Source organism: Acinetobacter sp. ANC 4558 (genome assembly GCF_002135375.1).
Classification (GTDB): domain Bacteria; phylum Pseudomonadota; class Gammaproteobacteria; order Pseudomonadales; family Moraxellaceae; genus Acinetobacter.
On the sequence record NZ_NEGH01000008.1, the window covers coordinates 45,474 to 71,466 of the forward strand.

At 36.6% G+C, this 25,993-nt stretch carries 23 protein-coding genes and 3 tRNA genes; 11 read left to right on the forward strand and 15 right to left on the reverse strand.

The genetic code is table 11. The features are described from left to right. Window positions 1-361: 361 nt before the first annotated feature. Window positions 362-2,017 (reverse strand): acyl-CoA dehydrogenase family protein, encoded by a 1,656-nt coding sequence (locus B9T31_RS10655; RefSeq protein ID WP_086181949.1) that lies wholly within the window; start codon window positions 2,015-2,017, stop codon window positions 362-364. Window positions 2,018-2,097: 80 nt separating this feature from the next. On the opposite strand from B9T31_RS10655, the gene B9T31_RS10660 reads away from it, so the two are divergent. Beyond that, window positions 2,098-2,709: a TetR/AcrR family transcriptional regulator gene (locus B9T31_RS10660; protein WP_086181950.1), complete on the forward strand. Its 612-nt coding sequence runs from the start codon at window positions 2,098-2,100 to the stop codon at window positions 2,707-2,709. 126 nt (window positions 2,710-2,835) lie between these two features. Here the strand turns inward: B9T31_RS10660 and B9T31_RS10665 are convergent, their stop codons facing one another. The 4 genes from B9T31_RS10665 to B9T31_RS10680 all read right to left on the reverse strand — a co-directional run bounded on the left by B9T31_RS10665 (window position 2,836) and on the right by B9T31_RS10680 (window position 7,580). Then, a complete protein-coding gene (locus tag B9T31_RS10665) occupies window positions 2,836-3,219 on the reverse strand; it encodes a hypothetical protein (protein WP_228146026.1) in 384 nt (127 codons plus the stop codon). 84 nt (window positions 3,220-3,303) lie between these two features. Further along, window positions 3,304-3,729, reverse strand: coding sequence for an Rrf2 family transcriptional regulator (locus tag B9T31_RS10670; protein ID WP_086181951.1), 426 nt, complete (start codon window positions 3,727-3,729; stop codon window positions 3,304-3,306). A gap of 212 nt (window positions 3,730-3,941) precedes the next feature. Beyond that, window positions 3,942-6,134: a catalase/peroxidase HPI gene (katG, locus tag B9T31_RS10675; protein ID WP_086181952.1), complete on the reverse strand. Its 2,193-nt coding sequence runs from the start codon at window positions 6,132-6,134 to the stop codon at window positions 3,942-3,944. Between the two features lie 390 nt (window positions 6,135-6,524). Next, window positions 6,525-7,580, reverse strand: coding sequence for an MBL fold metallo-hydrolase (locus tag B9T31_RS10680; protein ID WP_086181953.1), 1,056 nt, complete (start codon window positions 7,578-7,580; stop codon window positions 6,525-6,527). A 610-nt stretch (window positions 7,581-8,190) separates the two neighbouring features. Here B9T31_RS10680 and hcaR point away from each other — a divergent pair. Further along, on the forward strand, window positions 8,191-9,087 hold the full coding sequence (gene hcaR / locus B9T31_RS10685) for a DNA-binding transcriptional regulator HcaR (protein WP_086181954.1): 897 nt from the start codon (window positions 8,191-8,193) through the stop codon (window positions 9,085-9,087). Between the two features lie 138 nt (window positions 9,088-9,225). Here the strand turns inward: hcaR and B9T31_RS10690 are convergent, their stop codons facing one another. The 4 genes from B9T31_RS10690 to B9T31_RS10705 form a co-directional block, all read right to left on the reverse strand. Further along, window positions 9,226-9,831, reverse strand: a complete 606-nt coding sequence (locus tag B9T31_RS10690; RefSeq protein WP_086181955.1) for a glutathione S-transferase family protein — start codon at window positions 9,829-9,831, stop codon at window positions 9,226-9,228. A 29-nt stretch (window positions 9,832-9,860) separates the two neighbouring features. Then, the gene (locus B9T31_RS10695; protein WP_086181956.1) at window positions 9,861-10,595 is read right to left on the reverse strand and encodes a helix-turn-helix transcriptional regulator; all 735 of its coding nucleotides are present in this window, start codon (window positions 10,593-10,595) and stop codon (window positions 9,861-9,863) included. 33 nt (window positions 10,596-10,628) lie between these two features. Beyond that, window positions 10,629-11,273, reverse strand: coding sequence for an HAD-IA family hydrolase (locus tag B9T31_RS10700; protein ID WP_086181957.1), 645 nt, complete (start codon window positions 11,271-11,273; stop codon window positions 10,629-10,631). 80 nt (window positions 11,274-11,353) lie between these two features. Further along, complete coding sequence (locus B9T31_RS10705) at window positions 11,354-12,292, reverse strand: RluA family pseudouridine synthase (RefSeq protein ID WP_086181958.1); 939 nt, start codon at window positions 12,290-12,292, stop codon at window positions 11,354-11,356. Between the two features lie 478 nt (window positions 12,293-12,770). On the opposite strand from B9T31_RS10705, the gene B9T31_RS18125 reads away from it, so the two are divergent. The 6 genes from B9T31_RS18125 (at window position 12,771) to B9T31_RS10735 (ending at window position 18,853) form a co-directional block, all read left to right on the forward strand. Then, window positions 12,771-12,902: a hypothetical protein gene (locus B9T31_RS18125; RefSeq protein WP_265733384.1), complete on the forward strand. Its 132-nt coding sequence runs from the start codon at window positions 12,771-12,773 to the stop codon at window positions 12,900-12,902. Window positions 12,903-13,036: 134 nt separating this feature from the next. Further along, window positions 13,037-16,432: an Rne/Rng family ribonuclease gene (locus B9T31_RS10715; RefSeq protein WP_086181959.1), complete on the forward strand. Its 3,396-nt coding sequence runs from the start codon at window positions 13,037-13,039 to the stop codon at window positions 16,430-16,432. Window positions 16,433-16,587: 155 nt separating this feature from the next. Beyond that, entirely contained in the window at window positions 16,588-18,429 is a 1,842-nt protein-coding gene (locus tag B9T31_RS10720) for a long-chain-acyl-CoA synthetase (RefSeq protein ID WP_086181960.1), read from the forward strand. Between the two features lie 131 nt (window positions 18,430-18,560). Continuing rightward, window positions 18,561-18,636 (forward strand) — tRNA-Lys (locus tag B9T31_RS10725). Window positions 18,637-18,655: 19 nt separating this feature from the next. Then, a tRNA-Lys gene (locus B9T31_RS10730) sits at window positions 18,656-18,731 on the forward strand. A 46-nt stretch (window positions 18,732-18,777) separates the two neighbouring features. After that, a tRNA-Lys gene (locus tag B9T31_RS10735) sits at window positions 18,778-18,853 on the forward strand. Window positions 18,854-18,962: 109 nt separating this feature from the next. Here the strand turns inward: B9T31_RS10735 and B9T31_RS10740 are convergent. Continuing rightward, complete coding sequence (locus B9T31_RS10740) at window positions 18,963-19,580, reverse strand: hypothetical protein (protein WP_086181961.1); 618 nt, start codon at window positions 19,578-19,580, stop codon at window positions 18,963-18,965. 264 nt (window positions 19,581-19,844) lie between these two features. On the opposite strand from B9T31_RS10740, the gene B9T31_RS10745 reads away from it, so the two are divergent. Continuing rightward, window positions 19,845-20,105, forward strand: a complete 261-nt coding sequence (locus B9T31_RS10745; RefSeq protein WP_086181962.1) for a PspC domain-containing protein — start codon at window positions 19,845-19,847, stop codon at window positions 20,103-20,105. A gap of 108 nt (window positions 20,106-20,213) precedes the next feature. Here the strand turns inward: B9T31_RS10745 and wrbA are convergent, their stop codons facing one another. Then, window positions 20,214-20,807 carry an NAD(P)H:quinone oxidoreductase gene (gene wrbA / locus B9T31_RS10750; protein WP_086181963.1) on the reverse strand — a complete coding sequence of 198 codons (594 nt, stop codon included), beginning with the start codon at window positions 20,805-20,807 and terminating at the stop codon, window positions 20,214-20,216. A gap of 111 nt (window positions 20,808-20,918) precedes the next feature. Here wrbA and B9T31_RS10755 point away from each other — a divergent pair, with 111 nt between their 5' ends. After that, the gene (locus B9T31_RS10755) at window positions 20,919-22,166 is read left to right on the forward strand and encodes a YhjD/YihY/BrkB family envelope integrity protein (RefSeq protein ID WP_086181964.1); all 1,248 of its coding nucleotides are present in this window, start codon (window positions 20,919-20,921) and stop codon (window positions 22,164-22,166) included. Between the two features lie 14 nt (window positions 22,167-22,180). On the opposite strand, the gene yddG is transcribed toward B9T31_RS10755, so the two are convergent. Continuing rightward, window positions 22,181-23,074 (reverse strand): aromatic amino acid DMT transporter YddG, encoded by an 894-nt coding sequence (gene yddG, locus B9T31_RS10760; protein WP_086181965.1) that lies wholly within the window; start codon window positions 23,072-23,074, stop codon window positions 22,181-22,183. A 9-nt stretch (window positions 23,075-23,083) separates the two neighbouring features. Beyond that, entirely contained in the window at window positions 23,084-24,016 is a 933-nt protein-coding gene (locus tag B9T31_RS10765) for a DMT family transporter (RefSeq protein ID WP_171264740.1), read from the reverse strand. A 103-nt stretch (window positions 24,017-24,119) separates the two neighbouring features. Here B9T31_RS10765 and B9T31_RS10770 point away from each other — a divergent pair, with 103 nt between their 5' ends. Continuing rightward, window positions 24,120-24,911, forward strand: a complete 792-nt coding sequence (locus tag B9T31_RS10770; protein WP_086181966.1) for an AraC family transcriptional regulator — start codon at window positions 24,120-24,122, stop codon at window positions 24,909-24,911. A 53-nt stretch (window positions 24,912-24,964) separates the two neighbouring features. Here B9T31_RS10770 and B9T31_RS10775 read toward each other — a convergent pair whose 3' ends face one another. Beyond that, complete coding sequence (locus B9T31_RS10775) at window positions 24,965-25,369, reverse strand: ExbD/TolR family protein (RefSeq protein ID WP_086181967.1); 405 nt, start codon at window positions 25,367-25,369, stop codon at window positions 24,965-24,967. Next, a complete protein-coding gene (locus B9T31_RS10780; RefSeq protein WP_086181968.1) occupies window positions 25,369-25,992 on the reverse strand; it encodes a MotA/TolQ/ExbB proton channel family protein in 624 nt (207 codons plus the stop codon). The genes B9T31_RS10775 and B9T31_RS10780 overlap by 1 nt, the downstream gene beginning before the upstream one ends. Window position 25,993 lies beyond the last annotated feature (1 nt).

Here is a 25,993-nt window from a genome sequence, read left to right on the forward strand (position 1 = left end):
TTATGATTAATAATAGTTTAACTATTGCTAACCGCACAAAATATATAACCATAAGAAACATTTTAAATCAATATACCGCCCAATCAAAAATATCCCTCAACTCATCTAATCTATTTGATATTCATCACGTAAATCTCCCCTCTAAAAGATTTAAATCATCATGAGTTTATTCATTACATATAAAATTAATATATGCAAATTTACCCTTCAATCACATACGTAAATATAATTACGCGCATACTAATTAAACTTATTCTTAATAATTACCCATATAATGTCGTATAAAAATTAAATATAATTCATGATCTATGGAATATAAATAAGAAAGAATCTTTTCTCTAACATGTACAGCAAATGAATTTTAAACATTTGCTGGATAAGCTCTATTTAAAATGTCATCAATGTTCATAATGTTCGAGTCAAGCATTCCCACAACTCCTCCGTGAAATTTTGAATACCGTGATTGAATAAATGCATCAGCAACAAATTTAGGGGCATAACGTTGTAATAATACTGCTTGCGTTAAAATAACCAAACGCCCAACAAGGCTTCTCCCCATGAATATGACATCTTCTGCAGACTGTTGAAATAAAAGCAATAAATCACTCATTTCTGCATATAAAATTTCATGTTTTTGAGTGGTTAAAGCCAAATCTTGGAAAAATATTTCTAAGGTTTCTGGACTACGTGTAATTGCTCGAAGTACATCTAGACACATCACATTACCAGAGCCCTCCCAAATGGTATTAACTGGAGCCTCTTTAAATATACGCGCCATAATACCTTGATCTACATAGCCATTTCCACCAAAAACCTCCATCATCTCACCTGTTAACTCAACTGTTCTTTTGCAAATCCAAAATTTCGCTGCTGGGGTTAAAAGTCGCTTCCATACAGAAGATAAATCATCACTTAATGCATAACAATGTGCCAAATGGAAACTCAGTTGCATCGCTGCTTCAGTTTCTAGTGCCAGATCAACTAAAACTGATTTCATTAAGACATGCTCAATTAAAGGTTTTCCAAATGCTTTTCTCTGTCGGGTATAAGCTAAACACTGAACCAATGCTTGCCTAAGCATTGCTGTACTGCCGACAGAACATGTCAGGCGTGTATAGTTTGCCATTTCAATAATTGTTGGAATCCCACGCCCTTCTTCACCAATCATGATCCCCCAAGCATTTTTAAACTCAACTTCGGTACTGGAATTGCTTCTATTTCCAACCTTATCTTTTAAACGTTGAACATGAATATTGTTTTTAGTTCCATTTTCTAACCATCGTGGCACAAAAAAACACACTAAGCCATCTTGCTCCGTTTTCGCAACCACCAAATGTGCATCACACATCGGTGCAGAAAAAAACCATTTATGCCCAGTGAGTAAATAAGCTTTTCCTCTTCCCTTTTGTGCAACAGGAACAGCCAATGTTTCATTACTTCGTACATCTGAACCTCCCTGTTTTTCAGTCATTCCCATACCAATCCATATCGATTTTTTTTGGGAAATCGGAAGATCTCTTTCATCATATTCTGTTGATAGCAGTTTCGTTCCAATTTTCTCCCATAACTCTGGCTCACATTGAATTAAAGGAATACTGCCTAGTGTCATGGAGTTTGGACATAAATTTCCGCTTTCAATTTGTCCACTAAGATAAAAACGAGTTGCCCAATCAACCCATTTTGCGGTTGTTTCAGCTTGATAGGGGTGAGCATGCGTAGCATATTTACGATTGATTGCCATCCATTTATGCCAAGATGGATGAAACTCCACAAAATCAATGCGACGACCTCTAGCATCAAAGTTATGTAAAATTGGACTATGCCGATTTGCTAAAGCAGCATGTAAGTAATATTCACTAGAACCTACGACCTCTCCCATTGTTGAAAAAGTCTCTAGATCTTGACTACCATAACGATGCAAAATTTCTTTTAAAACCATATCGCTTTCGAACAAATTATAATTATTCAACTCATCATATTGATTAAATATTTGATGTGTTTCCCATGAATTTTCCATTTCAATACACCTACTTGTTCTTCTTTCGATATACCTTCAGTATAGTCAATAAATCACAAGTAGGTGTTCGGCTTTATTCTATGAAAACTCCCAAGGTTCATGTCCGCAGAAAACCGTACCAATCCAGAGCAAAACTCACACAAGAAGCACTACAAGAAAGTTTTGTTCGGCTTTTACATGAACATTCGGCAGATAAAATTACCATTCGTGAAATTACAAATTTAGCCGGAGTTGGATTAGGTACTTTTTATGAGTACTTTTCTAAAAAAGAAGACTTAATCGCTTTAACAATTCATATGCACATTAAAAACAATGCTGAGGCACTAAAAAGTTATGCACAAAGTCTGATTAACTTATCCACAGTAAGCAGCATAAAAGATTATTTAGCACAGATTATTCACTTTCAATTAGAGCGAATTCAGATACAGCAATTTTTATGGGCACAAGTTTTCCTATTAGAACGCCAAATTTCTAATATTGAAAGCTACTGTAAAAGCTACAACATGATGGTTCATATGTGGGAAAGTATATTAAGTCCCTTTATCCTCGATTCAATACAATGCCAACATATAAGTTTAAATATCCAACGAATTTATTATGGTTTTATCTCACAAACCTTACTGATCAATCCAAATTTTCAACAATGGGAAATTTTAGAAACTGATATTTTACAAGCAATTCCGAACACATAGTATAAAATATCAGTATAATTTTTAAGTGTTTTTCTTCCATCTTAACCCACTTACTTTACAAAATTATTGCAGACCTTGCCGATTTAGCTCAACCAAAAATCAGTATGATACATACTGATTTTTGTATTACTTCATTGTGTCATTCACATGATGTTTTTTTAATTCTTGTTCTTTCACTGCCTTGTTCATTCCTGTTAAAAAGACTTTAAACATTATTCCACAAATAAATGTGGTTAATGTGATGGTAAAAAATACTGAAATAATCAAATCTACCCATATATATCCACTATGTATCAATATTGATTGATAAATTAATATTCCTAAAATAACAACCCAATGACTCATACAATAAAAACACTGAAATAGATGTCCAATCATATGACCAGTACTCTTCGCCCAATTTCGTAACGGGGCAAAAAGTTCTGTTTGTGTCAGTGTCATTGAAATACTGGCAGAAGCAACTGCAAGGATCATGCAAATAATCAATGCATAAAGAAAAGATGAAATCATAAAATGCCTCATCATATAACTTTCATTGTTACATGATGGGGCATTTTAAAACCGGCTTCAATTGCTGTTTAAAATTTACAGCGTTTAAGAGTAAAGTTTTGAATTAAACTGAGCAGCAAGATCTGATAATTTAATGCTTTTAAGTCGGTTTATCATCAATATTTCAGCATCTTTCAAAATATCAACAACCGCATGATTAACCACTTGTTCTACAATACAGTTTGGATGTGATTCATCTATACCAATTGTAAATAGATTTGCTTCACCAACTGATTGATAAATATCAAAAAGGCTTATTTTCGTCAAATCACAACTTAATATCCACCCTCCATGATGCCCTTTTTCAGAACTTACATAACCCTGCTTTTTTAATCCTGCCATTGTTCTTCTAATCACCACTGGATTTGTTCCTAACATCTGGGCAATTTGTTCAGATGTTAAAGGAGATTTTTCATGAGAAAGATGCAAAATAACATGTAACATTCTAGAAAGGCGGCTATCCGTTCTCATTTCAACCTGCAACGTTATAATATGAATAAAGCTTAAGCAGAACAGTGGGTGATTACAAGAAACTCTTCATTAAATATTTTTAAAATGATGCTGTATAAAATATCAGTAAGAAAAAATCTAACCTTAATCAATAAAACAAATAGCTTTAAAATCTTCATTTTCTGAAAGAAAAAACCGACATTAACGTCGGTTTTAACATTTTTAAATCATAACTACTTTACATCAAAACGGTCTGCATTCATGACCTTCGTCCATGCCGCAATAAAGTCTTTCACAAATTTTTCTTTATTATCATCTTGCGCATAAACCTCCGCATATGCCCGAAGTATTGAGTTTGACCCAAAAACTAAATCAACACGCGTTGCAGTCCATTTGGTTATTCCTGTAGTACGATCCACAATTTCATAACGATTTTTCGCAACAGGTTTCCAGCTATACTTCATATCAGTTAAGTTGACAAAAAAGTCATTGCTTAGCACCCCCACTTGATCGGTAAAAACACCTTCTGGTGTACCTGCATAATTCGTTCCTAATACACGCATTCCACCAATTAAAACCGTCATTTCAGGTGCTGTTAGACCTAATAATTGTGCCCGATCCAATAACATTTCCTCAGGTTGGACAACATAGTCAGCCTTAACCCAATTGCGAAAACCATCATGCTTAGGCTCTAAGTCTTCAAATGAATATACATCTGTCTGTGCCTGGATCGCATCTCCTCGCCCTGAAATAAATGGAACTTTAACATTCACACCCGCTGCTTGTGCTGCTCGTTCAACTGCTGCTGTGCCTCCCAGTACAATTAAATCTGCAATACTGACTTTTTTTGTAAGGCCTGCTTGAATTTCAATTAATTTTTCAAGTACTTTTGCTAAGCGTACAGGCTCATTCCCTTCCCAACTATTTTGCGGAGCTAAACGGATACGTGCACCATTTGCCCCACCTCGGAAGTCTGAACCACGGTATGTACGTGCACTATCCCATGCAGTTGAAATAAGTTCAGCTGAGCTGAGTCCACTATTTAAAAGTGTAGTTTTTAATTCATCAATTTCAGTTTCAGACAGTGTGTAATCAACGGTTGGTATCGGATCTTGCCAGATTAAATCCTCAGCAGGAACATCAGTACCTAAATAACGCGATTTTGGTCCCATATCACGATGCGTTAACTTAAACCATGCTCGTGCAAAAACATCTGCAAAATGCGCAGGATCTTTATAAAAATGTTCAGAAATTTTCCGATATTCTGGGTCAATTTTTAATGCCATATCAGCATCAGTCATCATCGGTTTACGGCGAATATTTGGATTGTGCGCATCAACTGGCATATCCTCTTCTTTAATATTCGTAGGTTCCCACTGATTCGCCCCTGCCGGACTCTTTGTTAAAGCCCAATCATAAGTGAATAATAAATAGAAAAACTCATTATCCCATTCTGTTGGATGCGTCGTCCAAGCGCCTTCAAGCCCACTGACCATGGTATTTGTACCATTACCAGTCCCTTCCGGGTTATGCCACCCTAACCCTTGGAATTCAACATCTGCACCTTCAACATCTTTTCCTAAAAGCTCAGCTTTACCATTTCCATGGGCCTTTCCTACAGTATGACCACCAGCAGTTAAAGCCACCGTTTCTTCATCATCCATTCCCATGCGATCAAAAGTTACACGCATATCTTGGGCTGTTCTTAGTGGATTGGGTTGACCATCAACCCCTTCTGGATTGACGTAGATTAAACCCATTTGTACCGCAGCAAGTGGATTCTCTAACGATTGACGATCACTATCATTGCCATAGCGGTTTTCAGTGGGTGCTAACCATTGGCGTTCCTCTCCCCAATAGATATCTTTTTCAGGTGCCCAGATATCTAATCGCCCACCAGCAAAACCGAACGTTTTTAATCCTGCGACATCGTAAGCTACAGTGCCTGCTAGAACAATTAAATCTCCCCAAGATAACTTATTGCCATATTTTTTCTTAATTGGCCAAAGCAAACGACGACCTTTATCCGTGTTCACATTATCTGGCCAGCTATTTAAAGGTGCAAAACGTTGGTTACCTGTATTGGCGCCACCACGACCATCTTGTTTTCGGTAAGACCCTGCTAAATGCCATGCGGTACGTACAAACATACCAATATAACTTCCCCAATCTGCTGGCCACCAATCTTGACTAGTATTAATTAATGTTCGGATATCTTTTTTTACAGCCTCTAAATCTAAAGAGTTAAATGCTTTCGCATAATCAAAATGAGGATCCATTGGATCGGTTTTTTTATCGTGTTGAGATAAGATATCTAAGTTTAGAGCATTTGGCCACCAATCTGTATTTGAGCTGGCAGCATTGGTGACTGCACCTTCCTGATGGAATGGACATTTACCTGATGTAGCTTGCGTATTCGTAGACATGAGACTCTCCATATTATTTTATAACGATGAAATCACTAAAATTACATCAACAACTTTTAATTATCTTCATAATGAATATAAGGGCTTTTGATAAAAAAGAAAGCAGATTTTATGAATAAGAACGATCGGTTTTTAACTTTAACTCAATAAATTATAAATATTTTTTCAAAAAAACTACATAAAATAAAATTCGTATACAAGATGTAAATTACGCTCACATTTTATTTTATCTATGCACTAATTATTTAAGCCTAATACCTTTCAATATTTACCATTTATTTATGACATTTATTATGCAACATCTCAAAATTTATCGAATGATCAAGTGCTATATCCAACTAAACTCTCCTGATTTACTACGTTAGATTAACTTTATCGCAGATGCTCTTCTCAAACGATAATTTTTTGACCCTCTCGGATGCAATAAAATGGATTCACTAATTTAGATGAATGTTGCATAACATAATGTAACTCTCTCTCAGGGTCATCACGCCCTTCGTCTGTTAATTGAAACGTTCTATAATGAATAGCAAGCGATGAACGACTCTCTAAGTCTTTATGAGCTTGAAAAGCATCCTCAGGATTCATATGCATATAACGCATTAATTGACGAGGCTCATAGGCTCCTATCGGCAATAATGCAATACGAGGTTTTCCAAGGCGGTTTTTAATTTCTTTAAAATGTGTCGAATAGCCCGTATCGCCTGCAAAGAAGCAATGATCATGATGGTGAAGAATCGAGAAACCTCCCCATAATGCACAATTTTGATCTCTTAAGCCCCGACCAGAACCATGCTGTGCAGGTGTATAAAAAATTTTAAGCTGATGGAAATCAATAGATTGCCACCAATCCATTTCTGTAACATGAAAATGTTTCGGTAAATACCATGCATTTCCTAAGCCCGTATAAATCATCATTCCAAATTGATCATGCAACCAATTTAAGGTCACCAAATCCATGTGATCATAATGATTATGACTCAGCAAAACTGCATCAATAGGGGGTAAATCCTCTAAACGAATGCCAGCAGGGCAAACCCTTCTAGGCCCTAAGCCACGCAGAGGACTTACATAATCACACCAAACAGGATCGGTTAAAAAATTATAAGGTCCAATCTGAATCAACACTGTAGCATGACCCACAAACCAGATTTGCCAATCATTTAAATCTGCATGAGGTCGAGCTTCTGGTTGCTTTCTAGGCTGTTTTAGAAACGCCTCATATTCTTTTTCTATGTTGGTATTCCAAGTAAAGGACTTTCTGGTGAGCAGCCATTTCAATAAATCTGTCCGTGTACGATTATCATATGAGGGTTCAACATTAATAAATTTTGTCCCTTTAAAATGTAGTGAATCTCCAAATTTAAATTTAGGTTTTTTCCAGATATGTGACAGACTTTTCTGTGTGGGTAAAAAAAGAGAGGTCTTCTCTACAACATCTTTCATAAATCTTCCAAATAACTTAGATTCAAATAGTCTTATCTTTTAGGTGAACGTACAACAGATCTACGTTCTAATTGATCATAGCTAAAATCAGATCTCAAGATAATTTATGTATTTGTTTTTATATAATCTTTCGACTTAAAAAAGGAATTAGAAGTTGTATTAATCGCAAAACAAATGATACAAAATAATATAATTTTCATATTACTCAAATGAAATTACTCCAAATCATTCGGTTCAGATATTCTGTGAACCTCTGAAAAGTGCATAATATAGAAATCACTCGTCATATCACTTATATAGACGCTGATGATACAAAATGTGTAATATCCAAATTGGAACATACACATAATAAACGTCATTGCCTAAATTATTTTTTTACAATTAAATTATCATTTACAATTAAAAATGTGATACATTTTGCATAAAATAAAGATCTAATATCATTTAATGATGATTTTATGAATCGAACTCAGATTTCTTCTCTATGTTTTGCAACCATTCATTTCGTCTCTAAATATGAGAATAATCCCCACTTATTAGTTGATTATAGATTATACTCAGCTCCCCCTTTTCTATGACTTTTTGCGAATAGATCTTTGGACATAGCAATATGGAATTACGGCATTTAAGATACTTCATTACCGTTGCTGAAGAGCTTAACTTCAGTAAAGCAGCGTTAAAACTTTACACGGCTCAACCCTCCCTTAGTCAACAAATTAAAGACTTAGAAGAGGATGTCGGTGTACAACTATTGTATCGTACCAAACGTAAAGTAGAATTGACTGAAGAAGGTGCTGTATTTTTAGAACAAGCGCGTTTAACTCTTGCACAAGCAGATAAAGCTGTCACTATGGCTCGACAGGTTTTATTGTCTAAACAACAAATGTTACGTATTGGTTTTGTTCCCGTTGCGGAAATGAAAGTTTTCCCTTACGTATTGCCCAATATACGTGTTCAAAGTCCTGATCTTAAAATTGAACTGCTGAGTATGAATGATAGTGAGCAGATCAAAGCATTAAAACGCAATGAATTAGATCTTACCTTCACACGTCAAAATCTACAAAGTGATGAAGTGAATAGTCAATTTGTACTTAGAGAACCTTTGATCTTTATTTTACCAAAAGATCATCCGTTAGCAAAATATGAAAAAATTCCAGTTCAAGCCTTAAATGGTATTGATTTCATTATTCCTGCAATTGAGCAATCGCCAATTTTACATCATACAATCTTAGAGTTTGCGAAAAAAAATCATATTGAATTCAACATTGTACATAAAGCAGATAATGTTTTCTTTAATATTAATGCAATCGGTATGGGATTGGGCTGTACCATATTACCAGGCTATATTGCACCGATGTCTACGAATAATTCCACGATTCGCCCGCTCAGTATTGAAATGCCTCAAGTCGATTTATATGTGAGTTATCGTAAAGACAAAAAATCAATTGCTGTTCAAAAATTTATTGAGCTGCTCACCAAAGTATTTTATTTAGATTTTAATCATTAATTTTTTACTTCATTAAAGTACGATCATTTTGCTTAAATGACCGTACTAATGTGTCTGATATCGTTTGAGTAGAAAACTTAATTGAGCTTATTGCTACCCGATAATGATTATTTTTCAACGATCATCACACTACACCGTTTATGCTGCAAACAATGCAGATATTTTACTTAAACTCTCACGTTGTTTTATTGTATTAATATAACGCTCAATCACGGGATGTGGCTGTAATATATTCATTTTTAACTGCCACATAATCATCGCACCTAAACAAATATCTGCCGCTGTAAATTGTGTTCCGCATAAATATGGACTTGCGTATTCTAAGCCCTGAACTAAAGCTTGATAAGTGTCATCATAATCCCCATAACCCATAAACATTTTTTGATTAGGTTGAATCACTACATTTAAATGCAAATTATCAATTGCTGCCGCAAACGGACCCGCTCCAAAAAATAACCAACGATAATACATACCTCGTTGCGGATCATTCAATGCAGGAGCAAGTCCTCTTTCAAAATATTTGTCCGCTAAATAAGCACAAATTGCATTTAATTCATAAACAACAATGTCACCATCCACCAAAACTGGCACTTTACCAAAGGGATTCATTGCTAAAAATTCAGATGATTTCATCTCTGTCTCAAAAGCAATTTCTTTTCTTTCACATTCAATACCTAAATCTAAAAGAAGCCAATCAACCACAACACCACGCGATTGTGAATTTGTATATAAAGTTAAAGCCATCGTTTTCTACTCTGTTTATTCATTATTCTTTAAGCGTAGTGTGTGAGAATGTCAGTTTTTGTCAGTAGTGTTTTTACGGCATCTAAATGCGGAAATTCTTTTTGACACCATGCTTGAAATAAGTGGTGTTTAAATTGAGGGTATAATTGCTCTGTCAAAGTTAAGGTCTGTACTCGATCTAACCGAAAATTTCGAAAATCTTCACGGAGTTCACACCATGCAGCTAATAACATTTTGTCGTTAAAATATCCCATAGCAAATGGCCACAATTGTCTTTGTGAACATTGCTGTTGTTCATCCTGATATTCAATTTTAATTTTAACTTGTAAGCGTATCGCCATTCGAACTTGTTCAACAACGTTTGGATCAACCTCTATCCATGAATGAATAGATTTTAGATATGTATCATTTAAAAATACTTGCTTTCTATGTGGCAATACTGCTTTTAATTTAGCCAACACTGAATGTGAAGATTGCTGCAATGCTTGATCAGGAATAGATTTAGCCCATTGTAGCGCCAAATATATTGCCTCAACTTCTGTTTCGTTTAAGCTCATTGGCGGTAATAAAAAGTTTTCTTTTAACTGAAATCCTAAGCCTGTACTTCCTTCTATATTTACACCTTGATCACGTAAACTATCAATATCCCGATAAACACTACGCACACTAATTTCAAAATAATGTGCTAGGCATTGTGCAGTTACAGGATAGCGTTGCTCTCGCAGGTATTGCAGTAAATTTAGTAATCGAATTGAACGACTCATATCAAAAAATTCTGATCATTTAAATATTTCAATTTATTGACTCAAAAATTGATGCAAGCCTTGAACATTGTCCGCAATCATCAATGGGTTGAATCGCTGTAAAGTATCAATTGAATGTACACCATAGCTCACCCCCACACGCGGCATTTGAATCTTGTGTGCCATTTCTAAATCATAAGATGTATCCCCAACCATAATTGCATTTTCAGCGTTTACACCAGTTTGAGATAAAATTTCACTCAGCATTAAAGGATCTGGTTTTGATTTCGTTTCACTCGCAGCACGCGTAATTTCAAATAAATGTACGCTATTCGTCTGAGCTAAAACTCGATCTAAACCACGACGACTTTTCCCAGTCGCAACTGCAAGTTTGATATTTTGGTTTTTCAAATCATGTAGCATTTCTGAAACCCCAGTAAACCACTGATCATCTTTCGAATGTTCGACATAATGATCACCATAGCTTTTTAAAATACCTGTATGTAATTCTGGAACAGTTGGAAATAAGACTTGAGCGACTTCTGGCAAACCTAATCCAATAATGCTTTTTGCAGCATCATGTGTTAATGGTTGACCAAACTCTTTTGCAGCGTATAGAAGGCTGTCTACAATTTGTCCTACTGAATCAAATAAAGTTCCATCCCAATCAAAAATGATGAGTTCTACAGGCTTTTTCATAATAAATCCTAAGATTGGCTTGCTCTTGGTATGTCATTCATCGGTATTCCTTTCCTTTTTTGAAAAGGAATACTTTTTAATCAATCTTTCTTTTGTGCTCTCAACTGTGCCACCAAACTTTGCATATCTTCTGGCAAAGGGGCTTCAATTGTTGGGTAACCTGGAATGTCTAAACGCATTGCATGTAAACATAAACGACGTGGTTTTGGTCCATTATAGGCAGTTTCATGTCCATACTTCTCATCTCCCACCAATGGGTGTCCAATGCTTAAACCATGCACACGAATTTGATGTGTTCGTCCAGAAAGCGGTGAAGCATATATCAATGTAGCATGCATAAACCGTTCTGCAACATTCCATTGCGTCTTAGATTCTTTTCCTTCTTTAGATACACACACGCGTCGCTCACCATTTGCCAATTCATAGCGATGTAAAGGTGCATCAATCAATTGTTTATCTAAACTAACTTGCCCTTTAACAACAGCTGCATATGTTTTCTTAATCTTATGTTCACGTAACATATCTTGTAAGGTTTTTAATGTACTGCGCTTTTTACTAACCATCACCAAACCAGAAGTATCTCGGTCTATACGATGAATCAGTTCTAAATATTTCTTCCCAGTAGCAGCACGTAAACCTTCAATCAAACCATATGCCACACCACTGCCGCCATGCACAGCAATTCCCGACGGTTTATTAATTACCAGCAATCCTTCATCTTCATAAATCACACGGCTTAAAAGACTTTGAGCAACTTTATCTGATACAGGTACCGCAGATTCATCTTTCTGCTCATAACGTATAGGAGCAACTCGAATTTGATCCCCAATTGATAACTTCGTTTCAGCTTTGATTCGTTTTTTATTTACGCGAACTTGTCCTTCACGAATTAAACGATAAATTCGACTTTTCGGCACTCCTTTGAGTCGACTAAATAAAAAATTATCAATTCGCTGGCCTGATTGATGTTCGTCCACTTCAAACCAAGTTACACTTTGCCATTGTTGCGTAGAATTCATACTGTTATATAACCTAGAAAATATTATATATGATTAAAAAACGACCTGTTGAGCTATACTTTTCACAAGAAACATTAGTTTAGCCCATAGGCAGATGATGTAAGGTTTGATATAGTCAGCGCACGGAAACCATCGTAAAAGAGTAAAAATTGATTTAAGTCAGTTTATACTAGGCTTAAAGAAGCAATGAAAACTCTTTCAGCGCACAGGTCCTAAAAGAATTATGCCGACGCCGAAGGCTTATTATATCGGCAAAACTGCAGACTGTTACATTTAATTGTACTTTAGGTACAAACCGTTTGCTCAAAAAATATGTCGCCAACATATCCGTTGGTTTTTAAATATTAACTGATACACATCAGATTAATCGCTCCCTGATTGAAAATTCAGGCTACAGCGTTGATGTATTGGATCTGTATAAATTGCAGTGCGATGATGAATTCCGCATAGACATCCTCTCATGTATGAAGAGATGATCTTGAGCAATAAAACAGTTAAAGTGACATACATCCAATACACCGCTTATCGACCAGTGAATGACTCAGGTGACTTTAATCGTTTGGAGATTGAAGCCGTATTGCTATCATCAATACGTAAATCAACACCGTAGCCTATGATAAAAGGCCGGTAGTAAAACTCAGACCACAATCGGTTTATTTGAGATCTGAGCATTGATCCGTAATGTTTGATGTTCGTTATACGTATTGCGATGTTTGCTGTGTATCACAATAAGGTGTTACACCCATGAAACGTATGTTGATTAATGCAACACATGCAGAAGAGATTCGCGTTGCACTTGTCACTGGTCAGCGTCTTTACGATTTTGACTTAGAAAACCGCACTCGTGAGCAAAAAAAGTCTAATATATACAAAGGTCACGTCACTCGCGTTGAACCTTCTTTAGAAGCTGTATTCGTTGAATATGGAGCAGGTCGCCAAGGCTTTTTATCCATGCGCGAAATCGCAAATTCTTATTACCAAGCTGATCCACGTCAAACCTCAAATATTAGAGAGTTGATTTCTGAAGGAACAGAGCTATTAGTTCAAGTCGAAAAAGAAGAACGCGGCAATAAAGGGGCTGCGCTTTCTACTTTTATTTCGTTAGCAGGTCGTTATTTAGTTCTTATGCCGAACAACCCTAAAGGTGGCGGTATCAGTCGTCAAATTTCAGGTGCTGTACGTGAAGAACTTAAAGAAACATTAGCATCATTAAATGTTCCTCGTGGTATGAGTGTCATTGTACGTACTGCTGGTATTGGGCGCTCTCAAGAAGAATTACAACTCGATTTACAACACTTACTTGATCTTTGGGCTCAAATACAAAATACTGCAAGCTCTGGTCCTTCACCCATGCTTGTTCATCAAGAAGCTGGCGTTGTGACACGTGCAATTCGCGATTATCTGCGTGATGATGTTTCTGAAATTTTAATCGATTCCGAACAAGCGTATAACGAAGCTTACAATTTTGTAAAAGCCGTTATGCCACGCCAACTTGAAAAACTCAAAACATATACCTTAAATGAGCCTCTTTTTGCTCACTTTGGTATTGAAAGCCAGATTCAAACCGCATATGAACGTGAAGTTAAACTACCTTCAGGCGGATCAATTGTCATTGATCAAACGGAAGCTTTAGTTTCTATCGATATCAACTCTGCAAAATCAACTCGAGGTCATGATGTTGAGGAAACTGCTTTAAATACAAATTTAGAAGCAGCTGAAGAGATTGCTCGTCAACTTCGTCTACGTGATATTGGTGGCTTAGTCGTTATTGATTTCATTGATATGACCAAAGACCGTAATCAACGCATGGTTGAAGCGAAACTACGTGAAGCGACCCAAAGTGATCGTGCGCGAATTCAGTTCGGTCAATTGTCTCGCTTTGGACTCATGGAAATGAGCCGTCAGCGTTTACGCCCTTCTTTAGAAGAAGCTACCGGTTATGTTTGTCCACGCTGTCACGGTACAGGTATGGTCCGTGATCTTCGCTCTCTTTCACTTTCAATTATGCGTAAAGTTGAAGAAATTGCTCTTCGTGAACGTCATGGTGAAGTACAGGTACAAGTTCCAGTTGAAATTGCGGCATTCTTATTGAATGAGAAGCGTCATAGCTTGGTATACTTAGAACAGACTTCAAATGTTCGTGTAACTGTTCTTCCTCACCCACATTTAGAAACACCTCATTACGAAATTTCGTATAACCCTGAAGGTTTTGCACCAACAAGTTATGAGCGTACGGAAGCAACGCGTAATAGTGAAAAAGAATTAGGTTATGAATCATCTGAATGGCATTTAGATGAAGAACATCAAGTCGCCTCTCAACCTGCACAGCAATCGCAGGATAAAGCAGCTAAAAAACCTCGTCCGCAAAATCAAACAGCAACTCAAGCTGCTGTTGCAACACCATCTAATAGCCCGTGTGCTTGGTTAGAAAATCTCTTTGTTCAAAAACAAGCTGCAACAATTGATCAGTCTCGCACTGCAAACAATGCTGCTGCGTCAATTGAACAAATGGTCAATGGGGGTGCTGTAAGCCGTGGTCAATTTGGACAACTTCATACTGCTGCCCCAGCAACAGCAGCTGCACCAACGTATTCAAGTGACCATAACAACGCTTATTTAGCACCTTCAACGGTCACTTTAAAGTCTGATCGTGATAGCCTAGAAAGAGCTGAACGTGAAGAAAAGCGTCCAAATAAGAAACGCAATAACAATAACAACAAAAACAAAGAGCAACGTGAACAAAATACTCTACATGACACTCAACAAAATCAAGTGCATGAAGAGATTATTCAAGTCACGCGTCAAGAACAGCGCCAAGAAGCACGTGAAAATAAACGTACCTCTCGTCGCCAACCACATCAACAGGATCAACATCAAGATGCTCAAAATACTGAGCAAAATGCTGTGCCTCGTCGTGATCGTAACAATCAACAGCGACCAAACAGACCAAATCGCCAACGCGATGCAAGTGTGTTAAATGAACAAAATGTTGTTCCTGAAGCAATCGCTGCTGAAGTGAAAAATGAAACATCAATCAAGCAACCACACGTTGAACTGATCAATGCACCTAAAGCAGAAGTTATTCCAACTGCATTAGTGGTGAATGTAGATCATGCTCAAACTGAAATCATTGCGCTCAATAATCATGCACGCCCAACCGCTGAGGCTGCACCAATTGTTGAAAATGTTCATACTCCTGCTGTTGTAGAAACATCTATCGCAGATCAAGCTCTTTCTGAAAAAGAAGAACCATCTGCTGTTGCTCAACAACAGCCTGCAAAACGAGCAAGTAATGATCCTCGTCAACGTCGTCGCCAACAACGTGACACAAAAGTACAGCAAGCTCCTCGTCCTCCTAAGTTAAGTGCATCGCAAGTACCGAATTTAGGTCAATATACGATTGGTAGCTTAATTCGCCATATCTATGGTGATGACTGTGCTGTGCTGATTGAACAATTTGGTTTAATTCCAACCTTCAATCGTGCTCTACAAAAGTTTGTAGAACAATATAGTTTGTCACAAACCTCTGCTCAACCTGTTGTAGAGAATGATGATAAAAAACCAGTAACCAGAGATGTAAAAATCTCTAAAGCAGCAGTAGAGGCAGAGCCTGCTCCTGTTTTAGACCTTACGCCACCAAAACCAGAGTCAGAGAAACGTGTCGCAAATGACCCTCGTGAACGTCGTCGTTTGGCTAAACTCTCAGCTGAACAAGCACTTGTTCAAGCAAAACAAGCACATCTTGATGCGGAAAAAGTACAACATGTAGATTCACCAGTTGAAACTAATGTACAAGAACCTGTCGTTAACAATGTTGAACCTGAGCTTGTTGAAGTAGCTGTAACAACAGAGGCTGTAGCGAGTGAAATTGTGGAAACACCTGCTGCTGAGGTTTTAATAGAAGCAACGGCTGCAACAAGTGACTCACACGTAGAAACGCAAGCAGAAGTGCCTACGGAATTAGAACAAACTGTTCCAGAAATTACTTCTGAAACACCTGTTCAAGCTGAATTAAATGTTGATGCAACTCAAGAAGCAACAACAACAGAAACAGCAGAGAAGCAAACTAAAGATAAAGCAGTTAGACCTCGTCGCCCTCGTGGTCGTCCACCTAAAAAAGTAGATCCATCAACAGATTAAATACAACTTTAATTTGCATAAAAAACCAGTCATTTCGATGACTGGTTTTTTTATTTCTGCAAATTAGGTTGATTGCACTAGATTTAAAAGATTAAAAGATATCTGTAAATTTTCATCTACTCAAAAGTGTATGACAGTACCCAAATAGGAATCTTATGAATCAAGCACAAGATAAGAACGTCATTAGTTTTACTCAAGTGATGACGAAACTTCCTCAGCTAATGCCTAAACTACTCCACTTACTTGGGGGATTAAAGCAAGCTTATTTGCGTACTGCTCGTACACCAACAGGTTTAGGCATTGCCTTTGAAAAAGCCGTTAGACGCCATCCTGAAGGTTGTGCTTTAAAATTTGAAGATCAACAATTTACCTATAAAGAAATCAATGAATGGGCCAATCAAATTGCACACTACTATCTCTCCTTAGGGGTGAAAAAAGGAGATGTGATTGCAGTCATGATGGAAAACCGTCCTGAGCTGATTGTTACGATCATTGCACTTGCAAAAATTGGAGTTAGCTCCGCACTTGTCAATACCTCACAAACAGGTCAAGTACTGAGTCACAGTATCAATCTGGTCAAACCATTTGCAGTTATTATTGGTGAGGAGTGTCAAGATGCGATTGCTGAAATCCAAGATGACATAAATATTCAGGCGCATCATTTTTTTTGGTTTGCCAATTTAGAAACACTCAAATTTTCAGGAAATGTACCAGATCGCTTTATCAATCTTGCACATTGCATACAAAGTTTTCCTCACTTTAATCCTGCAACCACAAACTCTGTGCAAGGAAAAGATGGCTTATTTTATATCTATACCTCTGGAACGACAGGTCTTCCCAAAGCCGTTATTTTTACCAATAGTCGCTGGATGCTCGCATATGGGACATATGGGCACGTTTTAGACTTAAATCAAACCGATGTGATGTATTGCACCCTTCCGCTTTATCATGCCACTGGTATTGTTGTATGTTGGTGTGGTGTGATTGCAGGTAATGCAACGCTCGCTTTGAGACGAAAATATTCAACGACTTCATTCTGGAAAGATGTTCAAAAGTTTGATGCTTCTGCTATCGCTTATGTTGGAGAGCTTTGCCGATATTTAATGGATGTACCTCCCTCTGCATTAGAAAAAACCCACCGTGTTACCAAAATGATTGGTAATGGTATGCGACCGAATATTTGGAATAAATTTAAAGCCCGTTTTGGTGTAAAAGAAATACTCGAACTTTATGCTTCAAGTGAAGGTAATGTGGGTTTCAGCAATATTTTTAATTTTGATAATACCGTCGGCTTTTCACCTACTCCTTATGCCGTGATTGAATTTGACAAAGAACGTAATTTACCTATTTTGGATGAACATGGCCGGTGTAAAAAAGTAAAAAAAGGGGAGATCGGTCTACTCATTGGTAAAATAACGCGCAGATCTCCTTTTGATGGCTATACAGACGCTGAAAAAAATCAAGCGGTCATGATGCATCATGTTTTTAAACAAGGAGATGCATATTTCAATACAGGCGACTTAATGCGTGATCTTGGCTATCGACATACGCAGTTTGTTGATCGCCTAGGTGATACATTTCGCTGGAAAGGCGAAAATGTTTCGACCACCCAAGTTGAAAATATCATGGGTGAATATTTCAAAATTGCAGCTGCAGTAGTTTATGGTGTTGAAATTCCACATACCAATGGCCGTGCAGGTATGGCAGCAATTACGCTTATTCATAATATGCAACTCGATCATGTCGATTTTAAAAATATGTATGACTTATTTCAAAAGTCTTTACCGTCATACGCCATTCCAGTTTTTTTAAGAATTCAGCAACAAGTTGAAATGACAGGAACATTTAAACCCCAAAAAAATAAATTAAAAGCACAAGCTTTTAATTTAAGTGAAACAGATGAGCCTATTTTAATTCTCCTTCCAGGTGAAAATAGCTATCGCCCACTCACCCTTGAAATTTATAATAATATTCAAACGTATCAATATCGCTTTTAATGCCTAAAGTTGTTTATTTTTTGAGTATATAATATTAAATTGTTTCATTTATAATCAAACATAAACAACTTTTTTAATTTTTACTTGCGCTTGACTGATAACTTGCTACAATACGCTCCATCAAATGATATGGGTCGTTAGCTCAGTTGGTAGAGCAGCGGACTTTTAATCCGTTGGTCCCGCGTTCGAGTCGCGGACGACCCACCATTTATTTGACCACTTTGATGGGTCGTTAGCTCAGTTGGTAGAGCAGCGGACTTTTAATCCGTTGGTCCCGCGTTCGAGTCGCGGACGACCCACCATCATTCTTAAGCGCTTCGCTGCAAAAGAATAAACATCTCTTTGAATGGGTCGTTAGCTCAGTTGGTAGAGCAGCGGACTTTTAATCCGTTGGTCCCGCGTTCGAGTCGCGGACGACCCACCATTCCTCATATAAACCTTTATATTTCATCATATAATTTAAATTATTAATATTATTTTTTCTTATTATCTTAACTTTTACTAATCTTCTAATTTTCTTTCATTCTAAATCATTATTTATCATCTTCTTTCGTTAAAACATAATTACGCAATGGTTTTGGATAACCATTCGCAAAATATTTTCGATTTTTCTCTGTACCAGATATCACTTTTTTAGCATTCATAATCAATTGATTAGGATGATCTGTATTAAAGAAGAATGTCACCCCATTAGCTCTTTCTAAAACGACCTCCTTCGTTTTTGAATCAAAAAACCATTTATCTTCACTATATTGTAGATTTGATGCGTAGGTAATTTTCCCCAAATGAATAATAGTTCTGTGTGCAGTACCATCCGCCAATAAATTTAAAATAATATCTGCACTCCCGCCCTCACAATTGACTATTTTATCCGTACAATCAACCTTAATGAGATATCTTCCTATATACGGTTTAGCATCGTCTGAAAGTGTGACTTCTTTTGAATGGTCATCATGTGAAAAATGTGTATGATTGACATGACCAACAACATCCCTCAATCTTTTTGCTGCAGGAACACCATCTTCCATCTGCACTGAAATACTTTCTTTAGCTGTTTCTACCTCTTCAAGGGGAGATTTATCATCACAAGCAGTTAAAGTTAATAAACTACCTATAATAAAAATCAAGCTATATGACATTCGATTTTGCATTTAAGCACCCTATATACAGCTGTAATTGAGATATTTACATCATGATATTTTACAAGCTTATCATTGCCTTAATAAATGATTTTTTAAAATTTCAAATACATACTGCACTATACTTTAATCCAATATTCAGAATAAAGTTCCATTATTCACATTTTTACATATCGTAACGTATTCATAACTTTAAACACTTTAAATTTTAGCGTTAAACACCATTTTATTTATATTGATCAACATTGATGAATAGCAAGAATAAAGGAGATCTTCATGAGCAATACTGGCTTATATCGCTCTAATCACTCAAAAATGATTGCTGGAGTCATGGGTGGTATTGCTGAACGCTTTGGCTGGAATGCAAACTTACTACGTATTATTTTTATACTGGTATCGTGCTTATTTTCTGGTTTTCCTGGAATTTTAGTTTATTTGATCCTATGGCTCATCATCCCTAAACACAAGACTACTCCAAAAATAACTCAAGACTATCAACACCCTATACGGACTGTAAATGATGATGCTTTAAAATAAACATCATAACTAATTTTGATTTCGAACACCGAATTATCTCTTTTGCTGCAATCCCCCCAATATTGCAGCATTTTTTATTCAGAATTTAAATTTATTAAACATATACCATCACTTTAATAATTGAGCAGCAACCTGTGCCAATCGCTTTCCTTGTACCTCACACAATAAACGCTCATCTTGGCTTACTACATGATCATGCTTAGCGCCACTCACATGACTTGCTCCATATGGTGTACCACCGGTCTTAGTATTAGATAAAGCGGGATGAGCATTATTCAATCCTAAAATAATCATGCCATGATGTAACAAGGGTGGAAACATCGTTAATAATGTACTTTCTTGTCCACCATGCATAGAGCCCGAGGAAGTGAAAACACAAGCTGGTTTATTATGTAATGCCCCATTAAGCCACAAACTTGTTGTTTGATCTAAAAAATACTTCATCTCAGAAGCCATATTACCAAATCGAGTTGGTGAACCTAATGCCAAACCAGCGCAATTTGCCAAGTCCTCTAAGGTACAATAAATATCACCTTCTTTCGGAATACTTGCCTCCGCTTGCTGAACGGCAGTAGAAAGATGTGGGACGGTGCGAATTTTCACTGCCATTCCAGTTGACTCAACACCATTTGCAACTAAATGTGCCATTTCTTTTGTTGAACCATATTTGCTGTAATATAGAACTAAAATATAAGGTTGCATATTGATATAAACAGGTCTAAAAATCAAAACTATACGGCATTTTGATTTTTTTGCTAAACTTTATAAGTAATTTATAGAAACATCATGAAAACAATTGAGATGAAATAAAGCATGATCGCTGAGTATTTAAAAAAACTTCCATTTTATAATCAAACTTGGTTTCAGTTTGTTTTATTTGTCTTACGACGTTTTGAGGCTGACCGTTGTAGAGAAATGTCGGGGTCTTTAACCTATACGACACTTTTTGCAGTAGTTCCAATGCTAACCGTTTTTTTGGTCATTATCTCTTCCATAAAAGCATTAGAGCCTGCTAGACAACAATTACAGCAATTGATTTATAGTAACTTTCTACCAAAAACAACTATTGCTTTTGATAAAGCTTTGAGTGCATTTACAGATAAATCTAGTAATTTGACCATTATAGGGGTACTTTTTTTATTCTTTACAACGGTCATGATGCTCACCAGTATTGAAACTGTGTTTAATCGCATTTGGCGTGTCAAAGAAACACGAGGCGGTATTTTAGGCTTTATGCGCTACTGGACAATCATTTCTTTAGGTCCAATTCTACTAGGAAGTGCTTTTGTTATTTCATCTACACTCGCTTCACTCAATGTACTCAGCAATAACTTTGCAGGATATGAGCTTGATGGTGCTTTCGTGTTATGGAGTATTTCATTTGCTTTAACCGTTTTAGGCTTTTTTATTTTATATTGGACTATTCCTAATCGTAATGTTCCCATTAAGGCTGCATTTATTTCAGGAATTTTCGCATCCGTTATTTTTGAATTGTTGAAAAATTTGTTCGGCAATATCATGACAAATTTTACCAGTTATCAAATCATCTATGGTGCTTTTGCAGCCATTCCCATTTTCTTATTGTGGGTATTCCTCACTTGGAATATTATTTTACTTGGTGTCGAAATTAGTTATGCCATTACAGCCTTTCATGCTGGTAAAAATACCAAGCGCCATCCTGTTATTATGCTACTGAGTCTCCTAGAGTTATTTTACCAAAGACAACAAACAGGAGAAGGTGTAACGGAATTAGAAGCACTGAATGTTTTAGGTTGTGATGAAGCAGGTGCCCTACCAACCTATATTTTAACCCTAGAACAGCAAAACTTAATCAGACGAACAGATGATAATAAATATGCACTGATTCGTAATTTATCCCAAGTGAATTTTTGGTCGTTTTACGAACAACTCCCTTATCCACTTCCAAATCAAAATGATATTGAAAATATTATTTTGCGTGAAGAGTGGATGGAAAAGATCATTCCCAATCTTGTGGAATCAGACCAATATCTTGCTGCTAAATTGTCCATTCCGCTTTCGACTATTTTTGAAAGAAAATAAATTTCAAGCCCTTCTTATAGGGCTTGATTATTTACACGCGTAAACTTCCAACAAATAAGTGCTCCAATTGATACCAAAAGACTACCGAACCAAAAATAGACGGAAGGTATTACATTTAAAATTAACATCGTCATAAATGATGACAAAATGGGCATAAAATACGTTGCTAAAATAAGTATTTGTATATTCCCAAATTGAATACTCTGATTCCAATTATTGTAGGCAATTCCAATTAACCCTCCTACTACAATAATTACGATCCATAAACGCCAACTTGGCATAATAAAGACATCATCAAAAATAAAATGCAAACACCATAGAGTAAGTGCTGTAATAAGAAAAAATAAGGGAACTGCATTAAAACCCTGAGCATATTTCTTTGTTAATACACTATAACAAGGCCAAAGCAATGCGCCTAAAAAAGCAAAACCATAGGCTTTTGGATTACGTAAAAGAATATCAATAAATGTACTTATTTCTAAAATTCTTGGATTTACAACCAGCAATAAGCCCACTACCGAGATAAAGAATCCTAAAATAACCATCCAATGAAAGGTCAATTGTCTTGCTAAAATTGCAAATAAAATGGTAATTGGTGGCCAAAGATAATTAATCATGGCAATGATCAGTACATCTTCATAGTTATGCGAAAGTGCGATAGCAATTAAAAATAAAACTTCATATGCAACAAATAAAGCACCACAGCCGTATAAATATGCTTTAGGGATTTCTGAAATCGTGGGAAATTGATTAATTACCAGTATTGTAAAGGCACTAAAACTATAAATAAGTGCAATACCCGATAATGGTGTCAGCATATCAGTCACAAGTTTGACAATAGAAACCAAGCTTGCCCAAATTAAAATTGATAAGAGCCCCAGTCCTGTATATTTTTTACGTATCACCATCTATTAGACCTAACATACAGGCTTAGAAAAACGAAATATTCGTCTAATCCATTTATGTAAACTCATAATCAAAATCCCCAACATCACCATCATAGAGCCAAAAATAAAGTTAAGTTCAATTTTCTCACCCAAAAATATAATACCGAAAAGTACACCAAAAACTGGGGTAAGAAATGAAAATACTCCCAGAGAATTAGCCAAATAGTTTTTTAGCAACCAGAACCATGCCATCAAACTCAACAATGAGATTACAACAACCTGAAAAACCATACTCCAAATTGCCGTATTTGACCAATGAATCACGGTTTGCTCTAAAACATAAGTCATTGGAAGTAAAATAATAAATGCACCCAATAATTGATAAAATAGAATTTGAGTCGGTGCAACTTCCGAAAGCCGAGTTAGACGTAACGTAATGGTGGTAAATGCCCACATCACACCGCCCAAAAGTGCGAAAAAATCACCGAGGAGCATTTGATCAAATCCAGCATTAGATACATGATCTGACCGTACAAAAGACAAAACTATCCCTAAAAAGGCAATAAAAATTCCACCCCACTGAATATATGTTAATTTTTCTGAAGGTAATTTCCAGTTTAGCCCTAAAGCAACAAAAATAGGTGCGGTGTAAAGTAAAACTACGGTATGAGCGGCTGATGTATAACGCAATGCTTCCGCCACAAACACATATTCAATGGCAAAAAAAGTGGCTAAGCCCATTCCTGGTAATAAATATTCTTTCGCATATAAGTTTTTCCATTGATTTCTTTGTATTAGTGGAAATACCAATAGAGCCGCCAAGCCTGAACGTATTGCAATTTGCATCATTGGAGAAATATCCGTGGCCGCTATTTTAATCACGACCTGCTGTATTCCCCAAATCATGCACAATACAATCATCAAACTTGATGCTTGTATATCCAGCGGTTTGCGTAATTCCACACTATTTACTCAATCATTAATTTAATATTTACTATAATAGTGGCATAAATAAAATATATACTTCAAAACAGACAAATCATGATTAAATTCAGGCATTTTCACGATGGGGAAAAACCGCAGTTACGATCAAAGCCAGCTCCAACAGCTTCCTACGACAAATCAGTTGGTTGCACCTCTACACATTACCTTCAGAGATGCACCCGCACTTTCCCTTTATCCAATACATGGACATGCATGGGGTGAGTTTATTTACGCCTTTAATGGCGTAATGGAAATTAATATAGAGCAGCATAATTACCTCACACCTCCGCCCTATGGCATTTGGTTACCGCCTCACTTAAAACATAGTGGATTTAACCGAACTTGCGTTTCATCCGTCACTTTTTATGTACATGAAAGCTTATGCACTCGACTTCCTCAACACGCAGGCACTCTCCTCACTTCCCCTCTAGTAAATGCCATATTAATCCACCTTAAGCGTGACTTAGAGTCAACAAATGAACCTGAATATCTACGTCTCCTACAGGTATTACTTGATCAATTACATACAGCACCATTGATCCGTAGCTATTTACCGCATTCCAATCATGAAAGACTTAAAAAAATATTAGATTATCTACATCAATATCCCGCAGATCAAAGCTCTTTAGCTCAATTGGCATTTCTCAACAATATGACAGAGCGCACCTTAGCAAGGTATTGCCAAAAGGAACTCGGCATGTCTTTACATGAATGGCGTCAGCGTTTAAAAGTCATCAAGGCAATTTCGATGCTCAATGAAGGTCGAAAAATTGAAAGTATTGCACTCGATTTAGGTTATGCAAATGCTTCGGCATTTATTAATATGTTTAAACGTTGGATGCATATGACCCCTGATCAATTTCGCAAACACTAAAAAATGAGCGAAAAAAAGCGACTCTTTTGAGTCGCTTTAATATTTTTTAAATTTTAATTATCGCTCACAAATGCAATATCACTGAGTCCGGCTTCACTCGCATGTGACATCACTTGTGCAACAGTATCATATTTTGCTTCTTTATCTGCACGAAGCTGTATGGTTGGTTTTTGTGATTCTTGACCCGCTTCTTTAAGCTGAGTTCTTAACTCATCAAGAGTAATCATTTTATCATCCCAAGCGACTTCATTATTCGCATTGATACTGACAGTAATCACCTTGGGTGGTTGGTCAATAATTTCAGCAGCAGTTTGTGGCAATGTTAATGGAATCGATGGGTTGGCAACGGTTGCAGTCACCAAAAAGATGATCATCAATACCAACATAATGTCGATAAGAGGAATGAGATTCATCTCATTCATACCACTATCGTTGTCTTCACCCAATTGAAAAGCCATTAAGCTTGACCTCCAACTAAACCTTCTTGAGTCGATTTAACATCCGATTTTTGAACAGATGAATCTTGCTGTAACATCGTATCAATTAACAAGCTATGCGCATGATCTTGCAGTTCATTTGATAAAGTTCGGTTATAACGCATACAAATGTTATAAGCAATAACCGCAGGAATTGCGACCGCCAAACCAAACCCTGTCATGATAAGTGCTTCACCAACAGGTGTTGCAACTTGTGCTAAACCAGCTTGTCCACTCTTCCCAACAGCAACCAGTGCATGGAAAATCCCCCAGACCGTACCAAATAAACCCACAAAAGGTGCAAGAGATGCAATTGTACCCAGAACAGATACACCTTTTTCTGCTGAAGATTTTTCAAGCGCAATTTGACGCAAAAGTGCCTGCTCAGCAACAGCCTTACGTTGTTCAAAAGACAAAGGGGTTAATTTTGCTTTTAAAGTTTGCAATGCTGTTGATAATTGAGCATAAGCTTGTTGTTTCAGTTGGCGTGTGCCTATTAATCGCAAGATTACGATTGTCCAAGTTGCAATCGACATTGCTAATAACACGAAATACAGTGTTTTACTGACTGCATCAGCATGTTGCCAATAAACTGAAAAGTTCATA